19 protein-coding genes and 1 tRNA gene are annotated in these 21,594 nt (G+C 72.1%); 11 read left to right on the forward strand and 9 right to left on the reverse strand.

Features of this window, described 5'->3' with window-relative positions; genetic code table 11:
- The first annotated feature begins 6 nt into the window (after positions 1-6).
- The 3 genes from ACGF12_RS29670 (at position 7) to ACGF12_RS29680 (ending at position 2,947) form a co-directional block, all read left to right on the forward strand.
- Entirely contained in the window at positions 7-381 is a 375-nt protein-coding gene (locus ACGF12_RS29670) for a transglycosylase SLT domain-containing protein (RefSeq protein ID WP_393036704.1), read from the forward strand.
- A gap of 293 nt (positions 382-674) precedes the next feature.
- A complete protein-coding gene (locus ACGF12_RS29675; protein WP_393036600.1) occupies positions 675-911 on the forward strand; it encodes a hypothetical protein in 237 nt (78 codons plus the stop codon).
- A 191-nt stretch (positions 912-1,102) separates the two neighbouring features.
- Positions 1,103-2,947 (forward strand): ABC transporter ATP-binding protein, encoded by a 1,845-nt coding sequence (locus ACGF12_RS29680; RefSeq protein ID WP_393036603.1) that lies wholly within the window; start codon positions 1,103-1,105, stop codon positions 2,945-2,947.
- 111 nt (positions 2,948-3,058) lie between these two features.
- Here the strand turns inward: ACGF12_RS29680 and ACGF12_RS29685 are convergent, their stop codons facing one another.
- Positions 3,059-4,276, reverse strand: a complete 1,218-nt coding sequence (locus tag ACGF12_RS29685) for a PP2C family protein-serine/threonine phosphatase (RefSeq protein WP_393036606.1) — start codon at positions 4,274-4,276, stop codon at positions 3,059-3,061.
- Positions 4,277-4,314: 38 nt separating this feature from the next.
- Entirely contained in the window at positions 4,315-4,452 is a 138-nt protein-coding gene (locus tag ACGF12_RS29690) for a hypothetical protein (RefSeq protein WP_393036609.1), read from the reverse strand.
- Between ACGF12_RS29690 and ACGF12_RS29695 the strand changes: the two genes are divergently transcribed.
- The 3 genes from ACGF12_RS29695 to ACGF12_RS29705 all read left to right on the forward strand — a co-directional run bounded on the left by ACGF12_RS29695 (position 4,451) and on the right by ACGF12_RS29705 (position 5,939).
- Complete coding sequence (locus tag ACGF12_RS29695; protein WP_393036612.1) at positions 4,451-5,098, forward strand: TetR family transcriptional regulator; 648 nt, start codon at positions 4,451-4,453, stop codon at positions 5,096-5,098. The genes ACGF12_RS29690 and ACGF12_RS29695 overlap by 2 nt on opposite strands.
- Before the next feature lie 80 nt (positions 5,099-5,178).
- Positions 5,179-5,682, forward strand: coding sequence for a MarR family winged helix-turn-helix transcriptional regulator (locus tag ACGF12_RS29700; RefSeq protein ID WP_393036615.1), 504 nt, complete (start codon positions 5,179-5,181; stop codon positions 5,680-5,682).
- Positions 5,683-5,792: 110 nt separating this feature from the next.
- The gene (locus ACGF12_RS29705; RefSeq protein ID WP_393036618.1) at positions 5,793-5,939 is read left to right on the forward strand and encodes a hypothetical protein; all 147 of its coding nucleotides are present in this window, start codon (positions 5,793-5,795) and stop codon (positions 5,937-5,939) included.
- Here the strand turns inward: ACGF12_RS29705 and ACGF12_RS29710 are convergent, their stop codons facing one another.
- The 4 genes from ACGF12_RS29710 to ACGF12_RS29725 form a co-directional block, all read right to left on the reverse strand.
- Positions 5,940-6,290, reverse strand: coding sequence for a UBP-type zinc finger domain-containing protein (locus tag ACGF12_RS29710; RefSeq protein WP_393036621.1), 351 nt, complete (start codon positions 6,288-6,290; stop codon positions 5,940-5,942). It abuts the gene before it with no gap.
- Entirely contained in the window at positions 6,287-7,747 is a 1,461-nt protein-coding gene (locus ACGF12_RS29715; RefSeq protein ID WP_393036624.1) for an ATP-binding protein, read from the reverse strand. The genes ACGF12_RS29710 and ACGF12_RS29715 overlap by 4 nt, the downstream gene beginning before the upstream one ends.
- Entirely contained in the window at positions 7,744-9,420 is a 1,677-nt protein-coding gene (locus tag ACGF12_RS29720; protein WP_393036627.1) for an FAD-dependent oxidoreductase, read from the reverse strand. Before ACGF12_RS29720 ends, ACGF12_RS29715 begins: the two co-directional genes overlap by 4 nt.
- Before the next feature lie 145 nt (positions 9,421-9,565).
- Entirely contained in the window at positions 9,566-11,398 is a 1,833-nt protein-coding gene (locus ACGF12_RS29725) for a glycoside hydrolase family 15 protein (protein ID WP_393036629.1), read from the reverse strand.
- 312 nt (positions 11,399-11,710) lie between these two features.
- On the opposite strand from ACGF12_RS29725, the gene ACGF12_RS29730 reads away from it, so the two are divergent.
- Positions 11,711-12,703, forward strand: a complete 993-nt coding sequence (locus tag ACGF12_RS29730) for an alpha/beta hydrolase (protein WP_393036631.1) — start codon at positions 11,711-11,713, stop codon at positions 12,701-12,703.
- 8 nt (positions 12,704-12,711) lie between these two features.
- Here ACGF12_RS29730 and ACGF12_RS29735 read toward each other — a convergent pair whose 3' ends face one another.
- The 3 genes from ACGF12_RS29735 to ACGF12_RS29745 all read right to left on the reverse strand — a co-directional run bounded on the left by ACGF12_RS29735 (position 12,712) and on the right by ACGF12_RS29745 (position 16,859).
- Positions 12,712-15,027 (reverse strand): HelD family protein, encoded by a 2,316-nt coding sequence (locus ACGF12_RS29735; protein ID WP_393036634.1) that lies wholly within the window; start codon positions 15,025-15,027, stop codon positions 12,712-12,714.
- 142 nt (positions 15,028-15,169) lie between these two features.
- Positions 15,170-16,591, reverse strand: a complete 1,422-nt coding sequence (locus ACGF12_RS29740) for a phytoene desaturase family protein (protein ID WP_393036637.1) — start codon at positions 16,589-16,591, stop codon at positions 15,170-15,172.
- Between the two features lie 194 nt (positions 16,592-16,785).
- Positions 16,786-16,859: transfer RNA gene (locus ACGF12_RS29745), tRNA-Met, on the reverse strand.
- Positions 16,860-17,042: 183 nt separating this feature from the next.
- Between ACGF12_RS29745 and ACGF12_RS29750 the strand changes: the two genes are divergently transcribed.
- The 4 genes from ACGF12_RS29750 to ACGF12_RS29765 all read left to right on the forward strand — a co-directional run bounded on the left by ACGF12_RS29750 (position 17,043) and on the right by ACGF12_RS29765 (position 21,553).
- The gene (locus tag ACGF12_RS29750) at positions 17,043-18,200 is read left to right on the forward strand and encodes an alkaline phosphatase family protein (RefSeq protein ID WP_393036640.1); all 1,158 of its coding nucleotides are present in this window, start codon (positions 17,043-17,045) and stop codon (positions 18,198-18,200) included.
- A 187-nt stretch (positions 18,201-18,387) separates the two neighbouring features.
- Complete coding sequence (locus tag ACGF12_RS29755) at positions 18,388-19,200, forward strand: glycerophosphodiester phosphodiesterase (RefSeq protein WP_393036643.1); 813 nt, start codon at positions 18,388-18,390, stop codon at positions 19,198-19,200.
- A gap of 6 nt (positions 19,201-19,206) precedes the next feature.
- Positions 19,207-20,601, forward strand: coding sequence for an MFS transporter (locus ACGF12_RS29760; protein ID WP_393036645.1), 1,395 nt, complete (start codon positions 19,207-19,209; stop codon positions 20,599-20,601).
- A 373-nt stretch (positions 20,602-20,974) separates the two neighbouring features.
- On the forward strand, positions 20,975-21,553 hold the full coding sequence (locus ACGF12_RS29765; protein WP_393036648.1) for a TetR/AcrR family transcriptional regulator: 579 nt from the start codon (positions 20,975-20,977) through the stop codon (positions 21,551-21,553).
- The last annotated feature ends 41 nt before the right edge of the window (positions 21,554-21,594 follow it).

Consider the following 21,594-nt stretch of genomic DNA (forward strand, 5'->3'; position numbering starts at 1 on the left):
CTGCGTATGCGTACCTCCGCCGCGATCCTCGCCGGCACCGCCGGACTGACCGCCCTGGGCGCCGCCGTGGTCCCCGCCGTCGCCTCCGCCGCCGACGCCTCCCCCCAGGCCATCGCCGCCCAGATGGTGCCGGCCGACCAGCTCGCCTCGTTCAGCCAGATCATCTCCCACGAGTCCGGCTGGAACGTCACCGCGACCAACCCCAGCTCCGGCTCCTACGGCCTCGGCCAGGCCCTGCCCGCCTCCAAGATGGCCTCCGCCGGCGCCGACTGGAAGACCAACCCGCGCACCCAGATCAAGTGGGCCCTGGACTACATGAACACCCGCTACGGCAGCCCCAACGCCGCCTGGACCTTCTGGCAGAACCACCACTGGTACTAAACCGACCCCCAGCAACACCGGCGACCTTGACCCCCCGCACCCTGGGGGCCGGACAGGGACCACCAGGATGACCCCGACAGGGCCCGCGCCCGCGCAACCCGCGTGGCACGGGCCCTGTTGACTTGAGCTCAACCAAGCTTTGGCTTTATTTTGCCGACGATGCTTCTAGCATGATCAGCCAAGTGTGATATTCTGACGAAATTTTAATTATCTATCTTTTCCCGGATTCTGCTTGCGATGCCACGGGCCCGGATTAACGATGGTTTGAGGGGGAATCGTAGGAAGGTTTGATCATGGGATTCCTCGCAAACCTCTGTGACCTCGGCAGGTTTAGTGGACACGGTGGCGGTGGCGGCGGCGGCTACGGCGGCGGCGGCTACGGCGGCTACGGTTTCCGCGACTTCGACCGCGACTTCGGCCGCGACTTCGACCGCGACTTCGGCCGCGACTTCGGCCGCGACTTCGGCGGCCACGGCGGTGGCGGCGGCGGTCGCGGCGGCGGCGGTGGCTACGGCGGCGGCTGGTACTGACGTCCGCAGTAGCTGAACGCTTGCAACTCGTTGCAACAGCGGGCCGGGCATGTTTCGTGCCCGGCCTGCCGTTCGCCCGCCCGGTCCATCCGGTTCGTGCCACCCCGCGGGTTCCAGGCCCGGTGGCAGGCTTCAGCGAGGTGACCCGTACCGGGCAGCAAGCGGGATGACCGTGAGATGAAGACCGTGAGATGACGCGAAGACGGACTCTCCGCGAGGTTCTGCGAGGGCTGCTCGTCGTCGAGAGTTCCGACGCCCTGGTCGCCGCCGCACCGCCGGTCCCGCTCCGGGAGGTCTTCCGGCGCTTCTGGCCCTACACCAAGGGCGGCCGCCGCTGGCTGGTGGTGCTGCTCGTCCTGGTCTCCGTGGGACCGGCGATCGAGGCGGCGGAGATCTGGCTGTTCAAGATCGTGATCGACGACATGCTCATCCCGCACAGGCTGAGCCTGTTCCTGCCGATCGCCCTCGCCTACGCGGGGCTGGCCCTGCTCTCCGGAGTGCTGGGCTTCGCCGGCCGGGTGACCTCCACCTGGGTCAGCGAGCGCTTCCTGATCATCCTGCGATCGGACGTGTTCCGGCACATCCAGGGCCTGTCACTGGGCTTCTTCGAGCGGCGGCAGCTCGGCGACGTACTGTCCCGGGTGACCGGCGATGTCGACGCGGTCGAGACCTTCCTGCTCTCCGGGATCGTCAGCGCGATCGGCGAGGTGGCGCGGCTGGGTATCTACGTCGGCCTGCTGCTGGCCCTGCGGTGGGACCTGACGCTGACCGCGCTGGTCGCCGCACCGCTGTTCGTCCTCACCGCCCGCCGCTTCGCCAAGCTGATCCGGGCGGCCTCGCGCGAACGCCGCCGGCGCGGCGGTTCGATCAGCGCGGTCACCGAAGAGGCGCTCGGCAACATCGCGCTCGTCCAGGCGTACAACCGCCAGGACTGGGAGCACGCCAGGTTCCAGCGCGAGAGCATCGGCCGGTACCACGCCGCGATGGCCTCGACCCGGATCGGAGCGCTCTACGCACCGACGGTCGAGTTCATCGAGCTGCTCGGCGGCCTGGCGGTGATGGGCCTCGGGACGTGGGAACTGGTCCGCGGCCGACTCACCCTCGGCGGCCTGATGGTCTTCCTCGCGCTGCTGAGCCGGCTCTACAGCCCGATCCGGGGCATGTCCGGGCTCGGCAACACCTTCTACAGCGCCTCCGCAGCCGCCGAGCGGATCATCGAACTGCTCGACCAGCGCCCGCAGGTCGTCGACCCGCCGACCCCGCGGTCGATCGGCCGCGCCCAGGGCGGGATCGAGTTCGACGACGTGACCTTCAGCTACCCGGAGACGGCGGCGCCCGCACTGTCCGGGGTGTCCTTCAGGGCGGCTCCGGGGAAGACGCTGGCCCTGGTCGGTGCCAGCGGTGCGGGGAAGTCCACCGTCGCCAAGCTGCTGCTCCGCTTCTACGACCCGACCGCCGGCACGGTCCGGCTCGACGGTGTCGCTCTGCGCGAGCTGTCGCTCACCGAGCTGCGCGAGAACGTCGCCGTGGTCCTGCAGGAGACCCTGGTCTTCCACGGCACCGTCCGGGAGAACATCGCGTACGGGCGCCCGGACGCGACCGAGGCCGAGATCCTGGCGGCCGCCAGGGCGGCGGACCTCCACGGGTTCGTCAGCCGGCTGCCCGACGGCTACGACACCGTGGTCGGCCAGCGCGGACGACTCCTCTCCGGCGGCCAGCGCCAGCGTCTGGCCATCGCCCGTGCGATGGTCCGGGACGCGCCCGTCCTCGTCCTGGACGAACCCACCACCGGCCTGGACGCCGAGTCGGCCCGGCGGATCATGGGCCCGCTGCACCTGCTGATGGCCGGCCGCACGACGATCATCATCTCGCACAACCTGCTCACGGTCCGCGACGCGGACCAGATCGTCCTGCTCGAACAGGGCAGGGTCGCCGCCCACGGCACCCACGAGGAACTCCTCGCCGGCAGCCCCGCCTACGCCGGCCTCCACCGGCTCCACCACCCACGGGACGAGTCGGTGAGGATCGTCCCCTGACCCCTGGCCCCTGACCCCTGGCCCGCCGCATCGACGGCGGGCCACGCACGGCGCTCGGCCGCGGGGGCGCCTTACCGTCCGACAGAGGTGAGCATGCGCCGCACCACCGCGTCACCAGTCGTACGGGTGCCATTCGAAGAGCAGGATGGTCGCGTCGTCCCGCAGTTGGTTGCGCTGGTGGTCGAGGATGGCGTGGATGAGCAGCCGCAGCACCTCGGCCGGGCGCTGGCCGGCGGCGGAGGAGCGGATGATGAAGTCGGTGAACTGGTCGAGGCCGAACTCCGCGCCTTCCGTGTCGCGTGCCTCCACGACGCCGTCGGTGTAGAGCAGGACACGGTCGCCCGGTTCCAGGGTCGTCTCGTGGACCTGCCGGGTCGGCGGGGCGAGTTGGCCGGCCAGGCCGATCGGGGGCTGCGGGGGGCTGTCCAGCGCTCCGTGGAGCACCCGCTCGGCACGGATCAGCAGCGGCGGCGGGTGACCGCAGTTGACCCAGTGCAGCACCCCGGTCTCCGCGTCGAGCCGGCACAGCACGCCGGTGCAGAAGTGGTCGGGCAGCCAGTGGGCGAGCGCCTGGTCGACGGAGCCGACGATGTCGGCCGGGGCGCCGCCGGCGCGGCGGGCGTTGCGCGCCGCCGCCATGGCGACCGACGTGGTCAGGCCGGCGGTCAGATCGTGGCCCATGGAGTCGAGGATCATGGTGTGCAGCACGTTCTTGATCACCGAATGGTCGAAGGCGTCACCGGCGACGTCGTACGCCGGCTCCAGGACCGCGGTCGAGACGCACCTGCTGCTGCCGACGGTGTGGGGCGGCAGGAAGGCCCGCAGCATCTCGGCGGGCAACCCCATCGTCTCGGTCCGGGCGAGGGAGGCGAGCCAGTCGCTGTAGGTGCGCTTGGAGGTGATCAGCATGGCGAACAGATGGGCCAGCATCCGGCTGCGGCGCATCCGCACCCCGGTGAGCGCGGCGGTCCGCACCGCCAGCACGCCCAGCCGCTCCGCACCGTCGACCAGCGGCATCCAGACGATCACGCCGCCGTCGTTGGCCGCCACCTGCGGGGAAACCCTGCGGTAGGCCCAGCCGGCCGGCGAGCGTTCCACCGGCAACGGCTCCAAGGCCTCGTCGAGTGGGACGAGCAGCCGTTGTTGCAGGTCGATGAGGTAGATCAGCGCGGCGTCCAGGCCGAGCGCCGCGGCGCACCGGTTCGCCAGGCCGACCAGTTCGAACGGCAGGGCCGTCTGTGCCTCGATGATCAGCTCTTCCAGCCGGTGCTCGTCGACGGCAGTGTCGGAACCGGCGGACACGTGCGGTGGGTCCGACACGGGGATCACCCCTTTCGTGCCCAGTCTCACACCAATCCCGGCCTCTCTCACATCAGGCCCGACCGCTCCTGCTCGGCGCCCGCCGGGAGCTCGACCGGGTATTCCGCGCCGAAGTCTGCGGAGGCCGAGACGGCCTGCCAGGCATCGGCGTCGGCGATCTGCCGTTTCGAGTACTCGAGCGCCATGCGCGCCCGTGAGACCGCGATCCTCGACGCGGCAGCCCGCCTGGCCACAGCGGACGGCATCCGATCGGTGACCCTGACCGACATCGCCGACGAGGTCGGCATGCACAAGTCGGCGATGCTCCGCTACTTCGAGACCCGGGAGGAGATCTTCCTCCGACTGGCCGCCACCGGGTGGGTGGAGTGGTCGCAAGCGGTACGTGAGCAGCTCGCCGTCGCAGCGCCCGGCACGGACGACGGGAACGCCCCGAGCGGCGACGCGAACGCCGTCGCCGGCCTGCTGGCCGAGTCGCTGGTGGCGCGGCCGCTGTTCTGCGATCTGCTCGCCCACACCCCGATCAACCTGGAGCGCAACGTCTCCACCGAGGCCGTCCGTGCCTTCAAACTGACGGCCGTCGCCGAGGCCACGGCCGTCGGCGAGGCGCTGCGCCGCTCGGTCCCGCTGGACCCGGCGCAGGCCCTCGACGTCGTCGCCACGGCCACGGCGATGGCCGGGGCGCTGTGGCAGATGGCCGCCCCGGGAACGGAGCTGCGCCGCTTCTACGAGTCGGACCCGGACCTCGCCCATGCCGTCGTCGACGTCGCCCCCTGCCTGACGGGCATCCTGCGCGCACTGCTTCGCGGCTACGGCGCCCGCGCCGGAGAATGAACATTCAAGCGATTCCGCCCTGGCAGGCAGACGTCTTCCTGACCATTTCACCCGCAGGATGGGACTGATACGCTCGAAAAATGACGACCCACGACCAGGCGCCGCAGGCGGAGAAGGACGAGCACGCGGACCTGTGGCTCACGTCGGGCGAGCTCGCCTCCTGGATGTCGGTGGTCCGCCTCGTCACCAGGCTCCCCTGGGCGATCGACGCTCAGCTCCAGCGCGACGCGGAGCTGAGCATGGTCGAGTACATGACCCTCGCCGTCCTCTCGGGGGCCCCCGACCGGACCCTGCGCATGAGCACGCTGGCCGAGCACACCAGCACCTCACTCTCCCGCCTGTCGCACATGGTGAAGCGACTGGAAAGTCGCGGCTACGTCCGGCGGGAGCCGGATCCGAGCGACGGACGCTTCACCAATGCCATCCTCCTGCCCGCCGGAGTGAGCATGCTGGAGTCGGCGGCCCCGGGCCACGTGGCCTACGTCCGTCACCTCGTCGTGGACAACCTCTCCGGCGAGCGCCTGCGCCGGCTCGGCCAGGATGCCGAACGCATCCTGCAGCGCATCGACTCTCCCGCGCGCTGACCGTCCCGAGCGGCGGCGCCGATCTGCCGCACGGTGATTGACTTGAGCCTTCAAGCTGAAAGGTCCAGCCTTCGAGTTGAATGCTCAAGTGCCCCCGAGGGGAGAAACCAGTGACCAGCAGCGTCGCCGACCTCATGCGTCGCAACCTTCTCGACGTCCAACCGTCGGTCGTGACCGGCATGGACATCGCCCACTGCAGGGACGGGGTCATCGTGGAGCTCTACACCCTCATCACCGAGGCCCGTCAGCCGGCCTAGCTAGCCGATGCGCTCCTGCCAGTCGGCCGGCACCCGGCCGACGGGCCCGGGGACGGGTTGGTCCAGGGGGTGGCTGTCGGGCGCGGCCAGCTCGGGCCCCGATTCGTAGAGCTCCGAGGTGTCGTAGTTCCAGAACCAGCTCTCGCCCGGTTCGAAGCTGCGGATCACCGGGTGGCCGGTCGCCTCGGCGTGCGCCGTGGCGTGCCTCGCCGGAGAGTCGTCGCAGCAGCCGATGTGGCCGCAGCGCGCGCAGCGCCGCAGGTGGAACCACCAGCCGGCCGCGGCCTCGCATTCGACGCACCCGACGCCGCTCGGCGGCACGGTGGGGTCGATCGGGTTCTCGGTGCTCATGGGGACTCCTGCGGGGTGTCGGGCTGTGCGGGGTCGATCGGGAGTCGGACCTGGAAGCGGGTGTCGCCGGGGGTGGAATCGAGCCGTAGGTCCCCGCCGTGCCGGTTGACGACGATGCGCCAGGCGATGTCCAGGCCCAGTCCGGTGCCTTCGCCGACGGGTTTGGTGGTGAAGAACGGGTCGAACACCCGGCTCTGGACGTCGGGGGGCACGCCGGGGCCGGTGTCGCGGAACTCGACCAGCACCCGGTCCCCGTCCCGTGCGGTGCGCACCGTCAGCGTGCCGCCCCCGCCTCCGTCGCCGCGCATGGCCCAGGCGGCGTTGTCGATCAGGTTCGTCCAGACCTGGTTCAGCTCAGCGGGGTAGCCGGGGATGCAGGGCAACGTGCGGTCGTAGTCGCGCACGACGGTGATGTCCGGGCCGAGTTTCGCGGCGAGCAGCAGCAGCGTGCTGTCCAGCAGCTCGTGCACGTCCGCGTTCTGGTACGGGGCCCGGTCGAGCTGGGTGTACTGCTTCGCCGCGCCGACGAGCGCGGAGATGCGGTGGATGGCGTCCTCGATCTCGCCCAGCAGCAGTTCGGCCTCGACCGTGCAGCCCAGCCAGTTCAGTGCGCTGCCCACCAGGTGTTCGGGGACCGCGCCCGCGATGTCGTCCAACCAGTCGGTGCCCAGGCTCGCCTGGACGAGGACCGGGGCCAGCTGCCGGCCGTCGGCGACATCGTGCTCCTCCAGCCAGTCGTCGACCTCGTCCTCCAGGTCCGCGGCCTGCAGCGGGCCGAGGGGCGGGGCCTGCCCCGCCCGGCGGACGGTCATGTCCTGGAGCTCGCTCAGGTGGGCCAGGCCCTCGCCCCGGTTCGGCTCGGCGGCCAGCTCGCCGAACTCGCGGCGTGCCCGGGCGATGCGCTCCCGCAGCGCGGAGGTGGCGCGCATGGCGGCGGCAGCGGGGTTGTTGAGCTCGTGCGTCAGTCCGGCGGTCACCGAGCCGAGGGCCAGCAGCCGTTCCCGCTGGCCGATCGCCTGCTGGGTGTTCTTGAACCCGAAGAACAGGCCCTCCAGCAGGTGGACGGCCATCGGAAACCATTCGTGCATGATCCGCGCGAAGGCTTCCGCGGGCAGGACGAAGAACCTCGACCGTTCGGTCACCCGCAGCGAGTTGTTGTACACCTGCGGCACCTGGTCGCCGAGGTAGGCCTGGAAGGCACCGGCGTACACCCCGGGCACGGACGTGCGGCTGACGTCCACGTCCTGGCCGCCCACGCGGCGCGAGAGCACCACGGTGCCCTGGAAGAGCGAGTAGAAGCTCTCGGCCGGATCGCCCTCCCGGTACACCGGGCCCGGGTCGAACCACTCCACACGGCCGTCCCGGCACAGTCGGGCGATCTGGTCGGGGGCCAGCTTCTCGAACAGGAACAGGGTCCGCAGCTCCTGCTCCTCGCACTTGGCCGGACCGGTGGTCATGACTGCTCCAGATAGCGATGGGCCAGCATGACGGCCATGGCGCCCTCGCCGACGGCCGAGGCGACCCGCTTGGCGGACTCCGCGCGCACGTCCCCGGCCGCGAACACCCCCGGCACGCTGGTCTCCAGGTGGTAGGGCGGCCGGTCCAGCACCCATCCGGCGGGCGGGCCCCCGTCGGCGCTCAGGTCGGGCCCGGTCAGCACGAAGCCGTGCGAGTCCCTGAGCACGGTGCCCTCCAGCCAGTCGGTCAGCGGGGCGGCGCCGATGAAGACGTACATCCACTGGGCGTCGACGGTCTCGGTCCGCCCGGTCGCCCGGTTGCGCAGGGTCAGCCCTTCCAGGTGCTCCTTGCCGTGCGCGGCCTCCACGACCGTGTCCGTGCGCACCGTGATGGTGGGGGCCTCCTGGACCCGCTGGAGCAGGTAGTACGACATGGAGGCGGCCAGCTGCGGAGCCCGTACCAGCAGCGTGACCCGCCGGGCGGTCCGGGCGAGGAACATCGCGGCCTGGCCGGCGGAGTTCGCCCCACCGACGATGTACACGTCCTGCCCCTGGCAGGCGGCCGCCTCGGTCAGCGCCGAACCGTAGTAGACCCCGCGTCCGGTCAGCTCGGCCGTCCCCGGCACGTCCAGCTGCCGGTACGACACGCCCGTCGCGAGGATCACGGCCTGGGCCGAGACGGCGGAGCCGTCGGCGAAGCGCAGCGTGCGGGCGGCCCCGTTCACCTCCAGGCCGGTGACCTTGCACGCCGTGAGCAGCTCCGCCCCGAACTTGGTGGCCTGGCGGCGGGCCCGCTCGGTGAGCTGCGCGCCGGAGACGCCGTCGGGGAAGCCCAGGTAGTTCTCGATGCGGGAGCTCTGGCCGGCCTGGCCGCCGGTCGCCTCGCGTTCCACGAGGACGGTGCGCAGCCCCTCCGAGGCTCCGTAGACGGCCGCGCCGAGGCCGGCGGGTCCGCCGCCGACGATGACCAGGTCGTAGAAGTCGGCCGCGGGCGTCGTCGACAGCCCGACGTGGGCGGCCAGGTCCCGTTCCGTGGGCTCGACGAGCGCGGTGCCGCCCGGGGTCACCACCAGCGGCAGCTGCCGCCCGTCCTGCCCCGCGGCGGCCAGCAGCCGCCTGCCCTCCGGTTCCTCGCTGGAGTACCACCGGTACGGCACCTGGTTGCGGGCGAGGAACTCCCGGATCTGCGTGGACCGGGCCGACCAGCGGTGGCCGACGACCTTGGTGGTGTCCACGGTGCGACCGTCGGTGACCAGCCACGACTCCAGGAGGTCGTCCACCACCGGGTAGAGCTTCTCCTCCGGTGGCTCCCACGGCTTGAGCAGGTAGTGGTCGAGGTCGACGACGTTGATGGCGTCGATGGCGGCGTTGGTGTCGGCGTAGGCGGTGAGCAGCACCCGCCGGGCCCCGGGGTACAGATCGAGCGCCTCCTCCAGGAACTCGATGCCGTTCATCTGCGGCATCCGGTAGTCCGCCAGGATCACCGCGACCGGCGCGCCCCGCAGCTTCAGCTCGCGCAGCGCCTCCAGCGCCGACGCGCCGGACTCGGCGCGGACCACCCGGTACCGGTCCCGGTAGCGGCGGCGGAGGTCCCGGGCCACGGCACGCGACACCGCGGGATCGTCGTCCACGGTCAGGATCACGGTCCGCGCCGCTTCGGTGGCCTCTGCCATGGTTCACCACCCAGGGTCGTCGCAGGGCTGGAGGGGACGGCCCTTCCAGTCTGCTCGTCGGCACGCGCGACGGCCCGCCGTGGCAGGATCACGGGCGGCCCGGGACGACGTGGTCCGCGGCGCACGGCCGCGTCGGCCGTGGGACTCAGCCGAGGGCGCGGTCGAGGTTGAAGGCGGCGCTGATCAGCGACAGGTGGGTGAACGCCTGGGGGAAGTTGCCGAGTTGTTCTCCGGTCCGGCCGATCTCCTCGGCGTAGAGACCGAGGTGGTTGCCGTAGGTGAGCATCTTCTCGAAGGCCAGCCGGGCCTCCTCCAGGCGGCCGGCGCGGGTGAGCGCCTCGACGTACCAGAAGGAGCAGATCGAGAACGTGCCCTCGGAGCCCCGCAGGCCGTCCGGGCTGGCCTCCGGGTCGTAGCGGTAGACCAGCGAGTCGGAGACCAGGTCCGCGGTGAGCGCCTCCAGCGTCGAGAGCCACTTGGGGTCGGTGGGCGAGATGAACTTGGCCATCGGCATCATCAACACGGAGGCGTCGAGTACGTCGTCGCCCAGCCCTTGGGCGAACGCCCCGCGCTCGGCCGACCAGCCCTGTCCCATGATCTGCCGGTAGATCGCGTCCCGGCTCTGCCGCCAGCGCGGAAGATCGGCCGGCAGGCCGCGCCGGTTGGCCATCCGGATGGCACGTTCGATCGCCACCCAGCACATCAGCCGCGAGTAGACGAAGTTCCGCCGACCGCCCCGGGTCTCCCAGATGCCCTCGTCGGGCTGGTCCCAGTGGTCGCAGAGCCAGTCCACCACGGCGCCGACCTCGTCCCAGTGGCCGCTGCTGATGGGCTGCCCCCACTTGTCGTACAGGTAGACGGAGTCGATCAGCGCGCCGTAGATGTCGAGCTGGAGCTGATGGGTGGCGTCGTTTCCCACCCGCACCGGCGCGGACCCCAGGTGCCCCTCCAGGTGGCGCAGCTCGGACTCGGGCAGCTCGCTGCGCCCGTCGATGCCGTACATGATCTGCAGCGGGCCGGTCGCGCCCGTCCCCCGCATGATGCCCCGCTCGGACAGGAAGCCCATGAACGCCTCGGCCTCCGAGGTGAAGCCCAGGCGCAGCATGGCGTAGATGCAGAAGGCGGCGTCGCGGACCCAGACGTACCGGTAGTCCCAGTTGCGCTCACCACCGACGCGCTCGGGCAGGCTGGTCGTCGGCGCGGCCACGATCGCACCGGTCGGCACGTAGGTGAGCAGCTTCAGCACCAGCGCCGAGCGGTGCACCATCTCCCGCCACCGGCCGCGGTAGCGGGAGCGGCCCAGCCACTGGCGCCAGAACCGGACCGTCGCCTCGAACTGCTCCTCCGCCTCGGCGTGCGGACAGGCCCGCGGGCGGACGTCGTCGCCGATCCGGTCGAGGGCGAACACCACGGACTCGCCTTCGAGGAGCTTGAAGTGCGACCACACATCCGTGCCGTCGCACTCGAGCGGCGCGGTGGAGGTCAGCGCCAGCGAGATCGACGGGGACTCGAAGACGGCCTCGTGGGCCTGCACGCGCGCGGTGTGCGGGTCGGCGCCGTAGCCGAAGCGGGGAGCGATCCGCGCTCCGAACGGAAGGGTTCCCCGAACGCACACCACCCGCCGGATCAGCCGGTGCCGGGAGGCCTCGCGCGACTCGTCGACGACCGGCATGAAGTCCTGGATCTCCGCCACCCCGTCGGCGGCGTAGAACCTCGTGATCAGCACGTTGGTGTCGGGGAAGTAGAACTGGCGCGTGCGCGCGGGCACGTCGGCGGCCAGCTCGAACGACCCGCCCCGGTCGGCGTCGAGGATGGACGCGAACACGCTCGGTGCGTCGAAGCGCGGGCAGCAGTACCAGTCGATGGTGCCGTTGGTCCCGACGAGCGCGGCGGTGCGGAGATCACCGATCAGGCCGTGCTCGGAAATCGGCAGATAGCGTGAGCCGTCCACTTGCCCGGATCCGTTCCCGAACTCCATGCCGGCCTCCCTACCGTCTCACTGCGGGCAGGTGCGGGGATCAAGAGAACCTTGCATTTCATGGTAGTTCGCCCCCGGATACCGGCGCGGCGAGGCCGCGGTGGCGCGGTCGGGGTGCGGCGGCGCGGTTGAGGGCCGGGGTGCGGGCGATGGACAACCTCGCCGAGGCCGGCTTCCGCGGCCAGAGGTGAGGCCGGCTTCAGTTACCGGCCGTCACGTCGGTGGCCTTCGCCCGGTGGGCAGGAGTTGGCAAAACTGGCAGGCTATGGCCGGGGCGGGGCCAGGGCGTTCAGCGGGCACAGGGGGTTCGGGATGACGGGTGGATCGGCGGCGTGGCAGGTGCCTGCGCTGGACCCGCAGGTGGGGGCGGCGGTGGCGGCCGCCGGCGCGGGGGCGCGGGAGGTGCTCACCCCGGAGGGCCTGGCGGCGTGGCAGGAGCGGGATCGCGCCGACCGGCCCCGGCCGACGCTCGAACGGCTGCGCGACGGCGGCCGGTTCGAGGTGGCGGAGCAGAGCGTTCCCCGGGCCGACGGCGAGGGCGACGTCACGCTGGTCAGCGCGCGGCCCGCCGGGGTCCACGGGGTGCTGCCGTTGCTGTACTACCTGCACGGCGGCGGGATGGTGACGGGCAACGCGTGGTCCGTCCTGCCGCGGCTGCTGCGCGGGTGGGCGCTGCCGCTGGGGCTGGCGGTCGTGTCCGTCGAGTACCGGCTCGCGCCGCGCACCCGCTTCCCGGGGGCGCTGGAGGACTGTTACGCCGGACTCGTCTGGGCGGTCGAGCACGCGGGTGTGCTGGGCGTGGACGCGCGGCGTGTGGTCATCGGCGGCAAGAGCGCCGGCGGCGGGCTCGCCGCGGCCCTGGCCCTGCTGACCCGCGACCGCGGCGGTCCGGCGCCGCTCGGCCAGCTGCTGCTGAGCCCGATGCTCGACGACCGCGGCGACACCTTCTCCAGCCGTCAGATGGCCGGCCGCGACACCTGGGACCGCGCCTCCAACGCCACCGCCTGGCAGGCCCTGCTCGGCGAGCGGTACGGCGCCGCCGACCTCTCCCCCTACGCCGCCCCGGCCCGCGCCACCGACCTGGCCCGGCTGCCCGCCACCTACGTCGAGGCCGGGTCGGCCGAGACCTTCCGGGACGAGGCGGTCGCCTACGCCAACGCGATCTGGCAGGCCGGCGGCGACGCCGAACTGCACGTGTGGCCCGGCGCCTGCCACGGCTTCGACACCCTCGCCCCGGACGCGACCCTCAGCCGGGACGCCCACGCCGCCCGCACCCGCTGGCTACGACGCGTCCTGCAACGGTGAACCGGTGATCACCCGCCCAGGGGCGCGAGCCGCCACAGCGCGGCGGGCAGCTCACCGCTGTGCACGACGCCCAGCCGCTGGGTGGCGCGGGTGAGCGCGACGTACAGGTCGTTCAGTCCGCGCGGCGAGTCGTCGACGATCAGGCCCGGCTCCGCGATCAGCACCGAGTCGAACTCCAGCCCCTTGACCTGCTTGACGTCCACGACCGTCACCGGGCTCGGCGCCGCGGGGTCCTCACCCACGGACGCCTGCGGCACCGCCGCCAGCACCGCCTCCGCGAGGTCCGGCAGCAGCTGGTCCGGCACGATGACCGCCAGCCGCCGCCCGTCGAGCCCCGCCGCCTCCCTGGCGACCACCTCGGCCAGCCGCTCGGCGAGCCGCCCCGGCTCGACCCGCAGGTGCCAGGGCTGCTCGCCCGAGTCCCGTACGGAGGGGGGTGCGTCCAGCTCCGGGTCGAGTTCGGCCAGCACCTCGGCCGCGACGGCCATGATCTCGCCCGGTACCCGGTAGTTCTGGGTGAGCTGTTCGAGCCGCCACCGGCCGGCGACGTAGGGGTCGAGAACCCGCGCCCACGACCCGGTGCCGGCCAGGTCTCCGGTCTGCGCCGTGTCGCCCACGATGGTCATCGACTTGGTCGGGCAGCGTCGCATCAGCAACCGCCAGGCCATCTCGGACAGTTCCTGGGCCTCGTCCACGATCACGTGGCCGAAGGTCCAGGTGCGCTCGGCCGCGGCCCGCTCGGCGGGGGTACGGCGGTCGGCCTCCTCGTTCCGCTCGGCCAGCCATTCGGCGTCGACCAGGTCGGAGGCGGTCAGCGCCTCGCCCTCCTCCGCCTCCAGGGACCGCGAGCCCGCCGCGACGTCCAGGACGCCCCGGGCGTACTCGACCCGCTGCCGCCAGGCCACCTCCTCGCGCCGGCGCTCCACCCGGTCGTCCTCGCCGAGGAGTTCGGCGGCCTCGTCCAGCAGCGGGACGTCGGACGCCGACCAGGGGCCCTCCTCGTCCTCGTCCCGCAGCAGCGACGCCCGGTCCTCCCGGTCGAGCTCCGGAGCCGCCGACTCCAGTCGCTCCGGCGAGCGGAACAGGTCCGCCAGCAGCTGTTGCGGGGTCAGTTCGGGCCACAGCAGGTCGAGCACGTCCCGCACCGCGGAGTCCTCCAGCATCGACCGCCGGATGTCCTCCACCTCCTCGTCCTCCAGCAGGCGCGGCCCGCCGAAGGGGTCGGCTCCGATGAGGTCGGCGTACCGGTCGGCCAGTGCCGAGGTGATCTCCCGGACCACCAGCGGCCTGATCACGTTGTGCTGGAGCAGTGCGCCACGGGCCCGGTCGCGCACCCGCGTCACGGTCGCCGGGTCCAGCGTCAGCGTCTGCCCCTCGTAGTCGATCTCGATCGGCTCGTCGGGCACGTGCTCGCGGTCCCGGACGGCCGCCTGGATGACCTCGGCCATCACCAGGCGCCCCTTGACCTCGGCGACCTCGGCCGGCTCCGGGGCGTCGGCCCGGACCCCCGGGTAGAGGTCGCCCACGGTCGCCAGCAGGACGCTGGTCTCGCCCAGGGCCGGCAGCACGTCGCCGATGTAGTGCAGGAAGGTCGGGTTCGGCCCGATCACCAGCACGACCCGCTGGGTGAGCTGCTGACGGCGGGTGTAGAGCAGGTACGCCGCGCGGTGCAGCGCCACCGCCGTCTTGCCGGTGCCCGGGCCGCCCTGGACGACCAGGACCCCGCCGTGCTCGGCCCGGATGATGCGGTCCTGCTCGGCCTGGATGGTCTCGACGATGTCCGACATCCGCCCCGTGCGGCCGGCGTTGAGCGCGGAGAGCAGGGCGGTCTCGCCGGCCGGCCCGCCGGGGCCGGCCCCGGCGGTCGCGGTGTCGAGCCCGTCCGGCGCGAGCGGTTCGTCGTGGACGTCGACCACGACGCGGCCCCGTTCCCTGATGTGCCGGCGCAGCCGGACGCCGTCCGGGTTCACCGCGGTGGCCAGGTAGAACGGCTGGGCGGCCGGCGCCCGCCAGTCGACGAGCAGCGGCTCGGACTCCTCGGAGTCCTCGAACAGGCCGACCCGCCCGATGTACAGACGGCTGTGGTCGAGCAGGTCCAGCCGGCCGAAGCACAGCCCGTGGTCGGCGGCTTCGAGCTGGGCCAGCCGGCCGGAGTACATGGCGTGGGTGACGTTGCGCTCCAGCCTCGCCTGGTCCGTGCCGCCGGAGGCCTTGAGGACCGCCGCCATCCGCTCGGACAACTGCTGCCTGAGTTCGTCGAGCCGTCCGTAGAGCATGGACACGTACTCCTGCTCACGCCGGGTCTCCGCGTCGGGATTTGACAACCTACCAGCCCTCCATGCTAAGATGAGGCGAGATGGGCTATGGCTCTGTTTACCGAGTTTGAAGCATACTCAGCTTCGCCCGCCCTCTCCACTCCGACGGTTCGAGGTCGGCCCCGACCATCCGGGAGCGACCCGGTCACCGTCAGCGCTTCGCCAGCCGCCTCAAGGCCGACTCCGCCGCGTGGAAACCCGCCATCCCGTGCACCCCCGCACCCGGTGGGGTGGCGGCGGAGCACAGGTACACGCCGGGCACCCCGGTCGCGTACGGGTCCACGGCGAGGCGGGGCCGCAGGACGAGCTGGCGCGCCGTGTTGGCTCCCCCGACGATGTCGCCGCCGACGTGATTGGCGTTGTCCGACCCCATCCGCGCCACCGTACGGACGGACCGGGCGCGGACGCGCGTCCGGAAGCCGGGGGCGAACCGCTCGATCTGGTCGAGGACCGGCTCGGTCGCGTCGCCCCGGTAGCCGTGCGGGACATGGGCGTAGGCGTAGACCGGGTGGAGGTCCCCGACCGAGCGGGACGGGTCGGCCAGGTACTGCTGACCGACGAGCACGAAGGGCCGGCGGGGCATCCTGCCGCGGAAGGTCGCCTCCTCGGCGGCGGCGACCTCCTCGAACGTCCCGCCGAGGTGGACGGTGCCCGCGGACCGGCAGTGCTCGTTGGCCCACGGGATGCCGCCCTCGACCGCCAGGTCCACCTTGAAGGCCGCGGGGCCGTACCGGTACCGCCGGTAGGCGCGGGCGGTCCGGCGCGACAGGCGGTCGCCCAGGATCCGGACGGCGGCCTGCGGGCCGGTGTCCAGCAGGACGAGGTCGGGCCGGTCGAGCTGGTCGAGCTCGCGGACCTCCACTCCGGTTTCGACGGTGCCGCCGAGCCGCTCCAGCAGCCGCGCCATCGCGGTGGTGATCGCCTGCGAGCCGCCCTGCGCCACCGGCCACCCGTGGGCGTGGCCGACGGCGATCAGCATCAGGCCGATGGCGCTGCTGAACGGCGTGCGCAGCGAGCTGAAGGCGTGGGCCGCCGCGCCGCCGAACAGGGCCCGGGCCTGGGCGCCGCTCCACCTCCTGGACGTCCACGAGGCGGGCAGCAGGGCCTGGGCACCGAACTCGGCGAAGGCCAGCGGCGAACCGGGCACGTGCGGGACGGGACGAAGGACGTCGTCCGCGAGTTGGTCGAAGCGACTCGACAGCCGGCCGAACACGCGCCGCCACGTCCTGCCGTCCGCCGGCGGCATGAGCTCGGCCGTCCGGTCCAGGTCGCGCCACAACACCCCGGCGGCTCCCGAGTCCAGGGGGTGGGCGAGCTCCGCCTGGGACCAGAGCCACCGCAGCCCGTACTCCTCCAGGCCCAGCGACCGCAGGAACGGCGAGGCGACGCCGGTGGGATGGAAGGCGGAGCAGTCGTCGTGGATCAGCCCGGGCAACGTCCGCTCACCGGACCGGGTGCCGCCGCCGATCGTCTCCCGCGCCTCCAACACCCGTACCGTGACGCCCTCCTGGGCGAGGCGGATCGCGGCGGCAAGCCCGTTGGGGCCGCTGCCGACCACCACGGCCGTCGTCATGCCGTCAGCCCACCTCTCGCCGGGGCCATCGGGGGGCGAACGGGTCGGCCCACCCGGCACACGGGGGTCAGCCTAGATGCCGGTGACGGATTGACGGCGCCTCGTACGACATCCGACCCGCGGTTCGCGGCGGCCGCACGGAGCGGAACGAGTCCGGGGCCGACGCGATCACGCGCCGGCCCCGGACTCTGTAGTAGCGGGGACAGGATTTGAACCTGCGACCTCTGGGTTATGAGCCCAGCGAGCTACCGAGCTGCTCCACCCCGCGTCGGTGTGACCACCATATGCGAGAACCAGATGATCGCAAAATCGGGTTTCCCGGACGGTGACCCCGCGCCACGGGAGCGCCTTGGGCCGTTGCGGTGAGCGACGGCCCGGCGCGCCGGGTCGGCGAAGGCTGAGCGTGCGTCAATAGATCGTCCACGTACGCCCGTTGTCCGGAGAGGTGCCCATGTCCACGTCGTCCCCGGCAGGCCTGATCAAGCATGTGGTGATCATGGTTCAGGAGAACCACACCACCGACAACTACTTCCTCTCGATGGCGCCCTACGGCGCCAACGTCGCCACCGGCTGGCCCGTCTCGCCCAACCCCCCGGTGGCCGACCCGCCGCACGACCGGCACGCCTACTACCGCTGGCTCACCCAGCAGGGCACCGCCGCCCACGTGCAGTTCGACACCGCCACCGATCTGCCGTTCTACGCCTGGCTGGCGGCCTCCGGCGCGTTCCTGGAGAACCACTGCTCGGGCTTCGGCACCAACTCCACGCCCAACCACATGCTCATCACCGGCGGCCAGTCCCCCACGCTGCGCAACCCTCCGCACAACAGCCAGCCGGTGTGGGACCTGCCCTCGCTGCCCGGGCACGTCCAGGAGAACGGCCTCAGCTGGAAGGCCTACACCGGCGCCACCGGGTACCCGGTGGAGTTCTACCAGCAGCTCAAGGGGTCGGCGAACATCGTGCGTTCGGCCAAGCCCTCGCAGCAGTTCCTCGACGACGCGGGGAACGGCTCGCTGCCGGCCCTGTCGATGGTGTGGCACGACGGCCCGTACGACGAGCACCCCAAGGCGGACGTGAAGCTCGGCATGGACGCGGTCTGGCAGGCCGTCGACGCGGTGGTGCAGGCCAGCTCCTGGGACGAGACGGTGTTCATGCTGACCTGGGACGACTGGGGAGGCTTCGACGACCACGTCGACACCCCCAAGGTGGAGTACACCTCCGACGGCGTCCAGCTCGCCTTCGGACCCCGGGTGCCGCTGCTGATGTTCGGCGGCCGGGTCCGCCCCGGCATCGACTCGCGCTGGTGCTCCCACGTCAGCCTGCCCAAGACCGCCCTCCAGCTGCTCGGCCTGCCGCCGCTGGGCGTGCGGCGGGTGGACGACGACGGCGGCCTCGCGGATCTGGTCGACCTCTCGGGCACCGGCAACACCATGCCCAAGCCGCCCGCGTTCGGCAGCCAGGTCACCCTGCCGCCGGCCCCGAGCCCCGCGCCCCAGCCGGCGCCGCTCCCGCCCTCGCCGGTCACCGTGCCGATGCTCACCGACGAGGTGCTCCTGCGCGACGGCAGCTCGCTGGGCCGGCCGAACGACGTGCTCATCACCAACCCCTGAGCCTCGGCCCCTGAGCCTCTGACTCCCGGGTACCCCGCGCCACTGCCCCGCCTCCCCCGCTCTCCGGGGGAGGCGGGGCAGTGATCGTTACTGCTTGACAGAGTGCGTAATACTGTAACGCGCGCGATCCGGGACGGCCGTGGAACGGGCAGCGCGGCCACCTGTTCCCCGCAGCTCGGAGCACCACATGCACCCCTTCCTCGACCATCCGGGGCCGCTCGCCTTCGCGCACCGGGGTGGTGAGCTCGGGCATCCCGAGAACTCGCTCGCCGCGTTCGAGGCCGCCGTGGCACTCGGGTACCGCTACCTCGAAACGGATGTGCACGCGACCGCCGACAGCGTGCTGGTGGCCTTCCACGACTCCCGGCTCGACCGGGTCACCGACCGCGGCGGGGCGGTGGCCGAGCTGCCCTGGGAGAGCGTCAGGCGGGCCCGGATCGGCGGGACGGAGCCGGTACCGCTGCTGGAGGACCTGCTCGGGGCGTTCCCGGCGGCCCGGTTCAACATCGACGTCAAGGCGGCGCCGGCCGTCGCTCCGCTGGTCGAGACGATCCGCCGGACGAACGCCTGGGACCGGGTCTGCGTCGGCGGCTTCTCCGACAGCCGCCTGGCCGCCGTCCGGGCCGCCGCCGGACCCCGGCTGGCCACCTCGCTCGGGCCCCGCGAGGTGGCGCGGCTGCGGCTGCGCTCGCTGGGCGAGCTGGTGCTGCCGAGGTCGCCGCGGCCGGAGCGCGGGGCGTCGCCGTACCTCGGGATCTGCGCGCAGGTGCCGGAGCGGCACCGGGGCGTGCCGGTGGTCGACCGGGCCTTCGTCCGGGCCGCGCACCGGCTCGGCCTGCAGGTACACGTCTGGACTGTGGACGATCCCACACGGATCCGCTCTCTCCTGGACCTCGGTGTGGATGGCATCATGGCCGATCGCATCGACGTCCTCCGGGACGTCCTCAGCGAGCGCGGCTGCTGGACGGACGGCAGCACCGGCTCCAGCACGGGGAGATAGGGCCGCATGAGCACCACGGACCACCTGCAGGACCACGTGGCGGAGGACCCGCCGCGCGCCAGCGACGACGGCCGCGCCCTGCGCCGGACGCAGTTCGGCTGGTACATCAACGACTGGGCCAACGCCGCCTTCTCCGCCACCGTCCTGACGGTGTTCCTCGGGCCGTACCTGACCGAGGTGGCCAAGAAGGCCGCCGACGCCTCCGGCGACGTGCACCCGCTCGGCCTGTCGATCCGCGCCGGATCGTTCTTCCCGTACACCGTCTCCTTCTCCGTGCTGATCTCCGTCGCGGTGATGCTGCTGACCGGCACGGTCGCCGACCGCACCGGGCGGCACAAGGAGCTGATGTGCGGCTTCGCGTACGTCGGCGCGCTCGCCACGATGGGGATGTTCTTCCTCGACGGCGACAAGTACCTGCTCGGCGGCGCGCTGCTGGTGGTCGCCAACATCGCGTACGCGGTGTCGGTCGCCCTCTCCTACGCCTACCTGCCGGGCCTGGCCTCCCCCGACGAGCGCGACAAGGTCTCCTCCAAGGGCTGGGCCTACGGCTACGCGGGCGGCGGCCTGCTGCTGATCGCCAACCTGGCGCTGTTCCAGAACTGCGACTCGCTGGGACTGTCCTCCGGCACCGCCGTGCGGATCTGCCTGGCCTCGGCCGGACTGTGGTGGGCGCTGTTCACCGTCGTCCCGCTGCTGCGACTGCCCTCCCGGGCCGGCGTCGCGCCCAGCCGGGCCGCCGCCGCGGCCGACCGACCCGCCGAGGGCAGCCTGCGGGAACTCGGCCGGACCCTGAAGGGCATGCGCAAGCACCCGCTGACGCTGCTCTACCTCGCCGCCTTCCTCTGCTACAACGACGGCATCCAGACCGTCGTCTCGCAGGCCTCGCTGTTCGGCAGCGAGGAGCTCGGCATGGACCAGACCTCGCTGGTCACCGCCGTACTGATGGTCCAGGTCGTGGCGATCGGCGGCGCGCTGCTGCTCGGCCGGATCGCCCAGCGGTACGGCGCCAAGCGGACCATCCTCGGCTCGCTGGTCGGCTGGGTGATCACCCTGGCGCTCGGCTACTTCATGCCCGCCCACCAGCCGGCCTGGTTCTACGTCCTGGCCTGCATGATCGGCCTGGTGCTCGGTGGCAGCCAGGCGCTCTCCCGCTCGCTGTTCTCGCACCTGATCCCGGCGGGCCGGGAGGCGGAGTACTTCAGCCTGTACAAGGTCAGCGACCGCGGCACCAGCTGGATGGGCCCGCTGGTCTTCGGCCTCGCGTACCAGGTCACCGGCAGCTACCGCTCGGCGATCATCTCGCTGCTGGTGTTCTTCGTGATCGGCTTCGCGGTGCTGGTGAAGGTGCCCCTGCGCCGGGCCATCGAGGCCGTGGGCAACCCGGTGCCCGAGCGGCTGTGACGGAACCGATCTGACGGAACCGCTGCTCCCCTGACCGGGCCCTGCCGCTCCCCTGACACCTCAGGAGAGCAGCAGGGCCCGGTCCCATGAGGGCGGTACGGACGTCGTCGCGGCCAGCAGGGCCGGCAGCAGGCCGGCGGCGCCGTCGAGGAGGCCGGGGGTGGTCGCGGGGGCCTCGGTGCAGCGGGCGAGCAGGCGCTCGGCGAGGACGGGGACCGCCCGGCGGAAGGCCGGTTCGCCTGCCGTCGCACGGTATTTGACGGTTTATCAGATTCGATCTTCCCCGGCCGGTCCGCCGGCACCGCCGGGGCCCGCGGGCCCTTCGGGCGACCGGCCCGATCTTGGCCGGAGCGCCCGGGTAAGGTGGTGGATCGTGGCCAGTCGTAAAACGTCGATCTTGGAAGCAGCAGCCCGGGTGATCGCCCGGCGCGGGGTGCGCGGGCTGCGGGTGGAGGAACTCGCGGCGGAGGCGGGTGTGTCCACCGCGCTCGTCTACTACCACTTCAAGGACCGTACGGGGATCCTCCGGCACACGCTGGAGTTCATCAACGACCGGGCGGAGCGCTACACGACCGACCGCCCGGCGGACGCACCGCCGCTGACCGCGCGCGAGGAGCTGGAGCAGACGCTGCTGCTGGAGCTCCAGGACACGGTCGAGGTGCGGGAGAACAGCACCGCCTGGGGCGAGCTGCGGGCGAGCGCGGTGTTCGACGAGACCCTGCGCGAGGATCTCGCGCGGGCCACCCGGATCTGGGTGCAGGAGATCGCCGAGCTGCTCGGCGTCGTACGGCCGATGTCCTCGGCGGTCGCGCTGGCCGGTGCCGCCGAGCGGCTGACCGCGCTGCTGGAGGGGCTGAGCACGCGCTGGCTCAGCTGCAGCCTGCCGTTGGCGCACGCCCGCACGCTGATGGTCGACGCGATCGCCGCCGAGGTGGACCGGCTCGACTCCTGACCGGGCCCCGCCCCGGGCGAACGGTCACGCTCCGTACAGAC

The sequence above is a fragment of the Kitasatospora sp. NPDC048296 genome, assembly GCF_043201815.1.
GTDB lineage: Bacteria > Actinomycetota > Actinomycetes > Streptomycetales > Streptomycetaceae > Kitasatospora.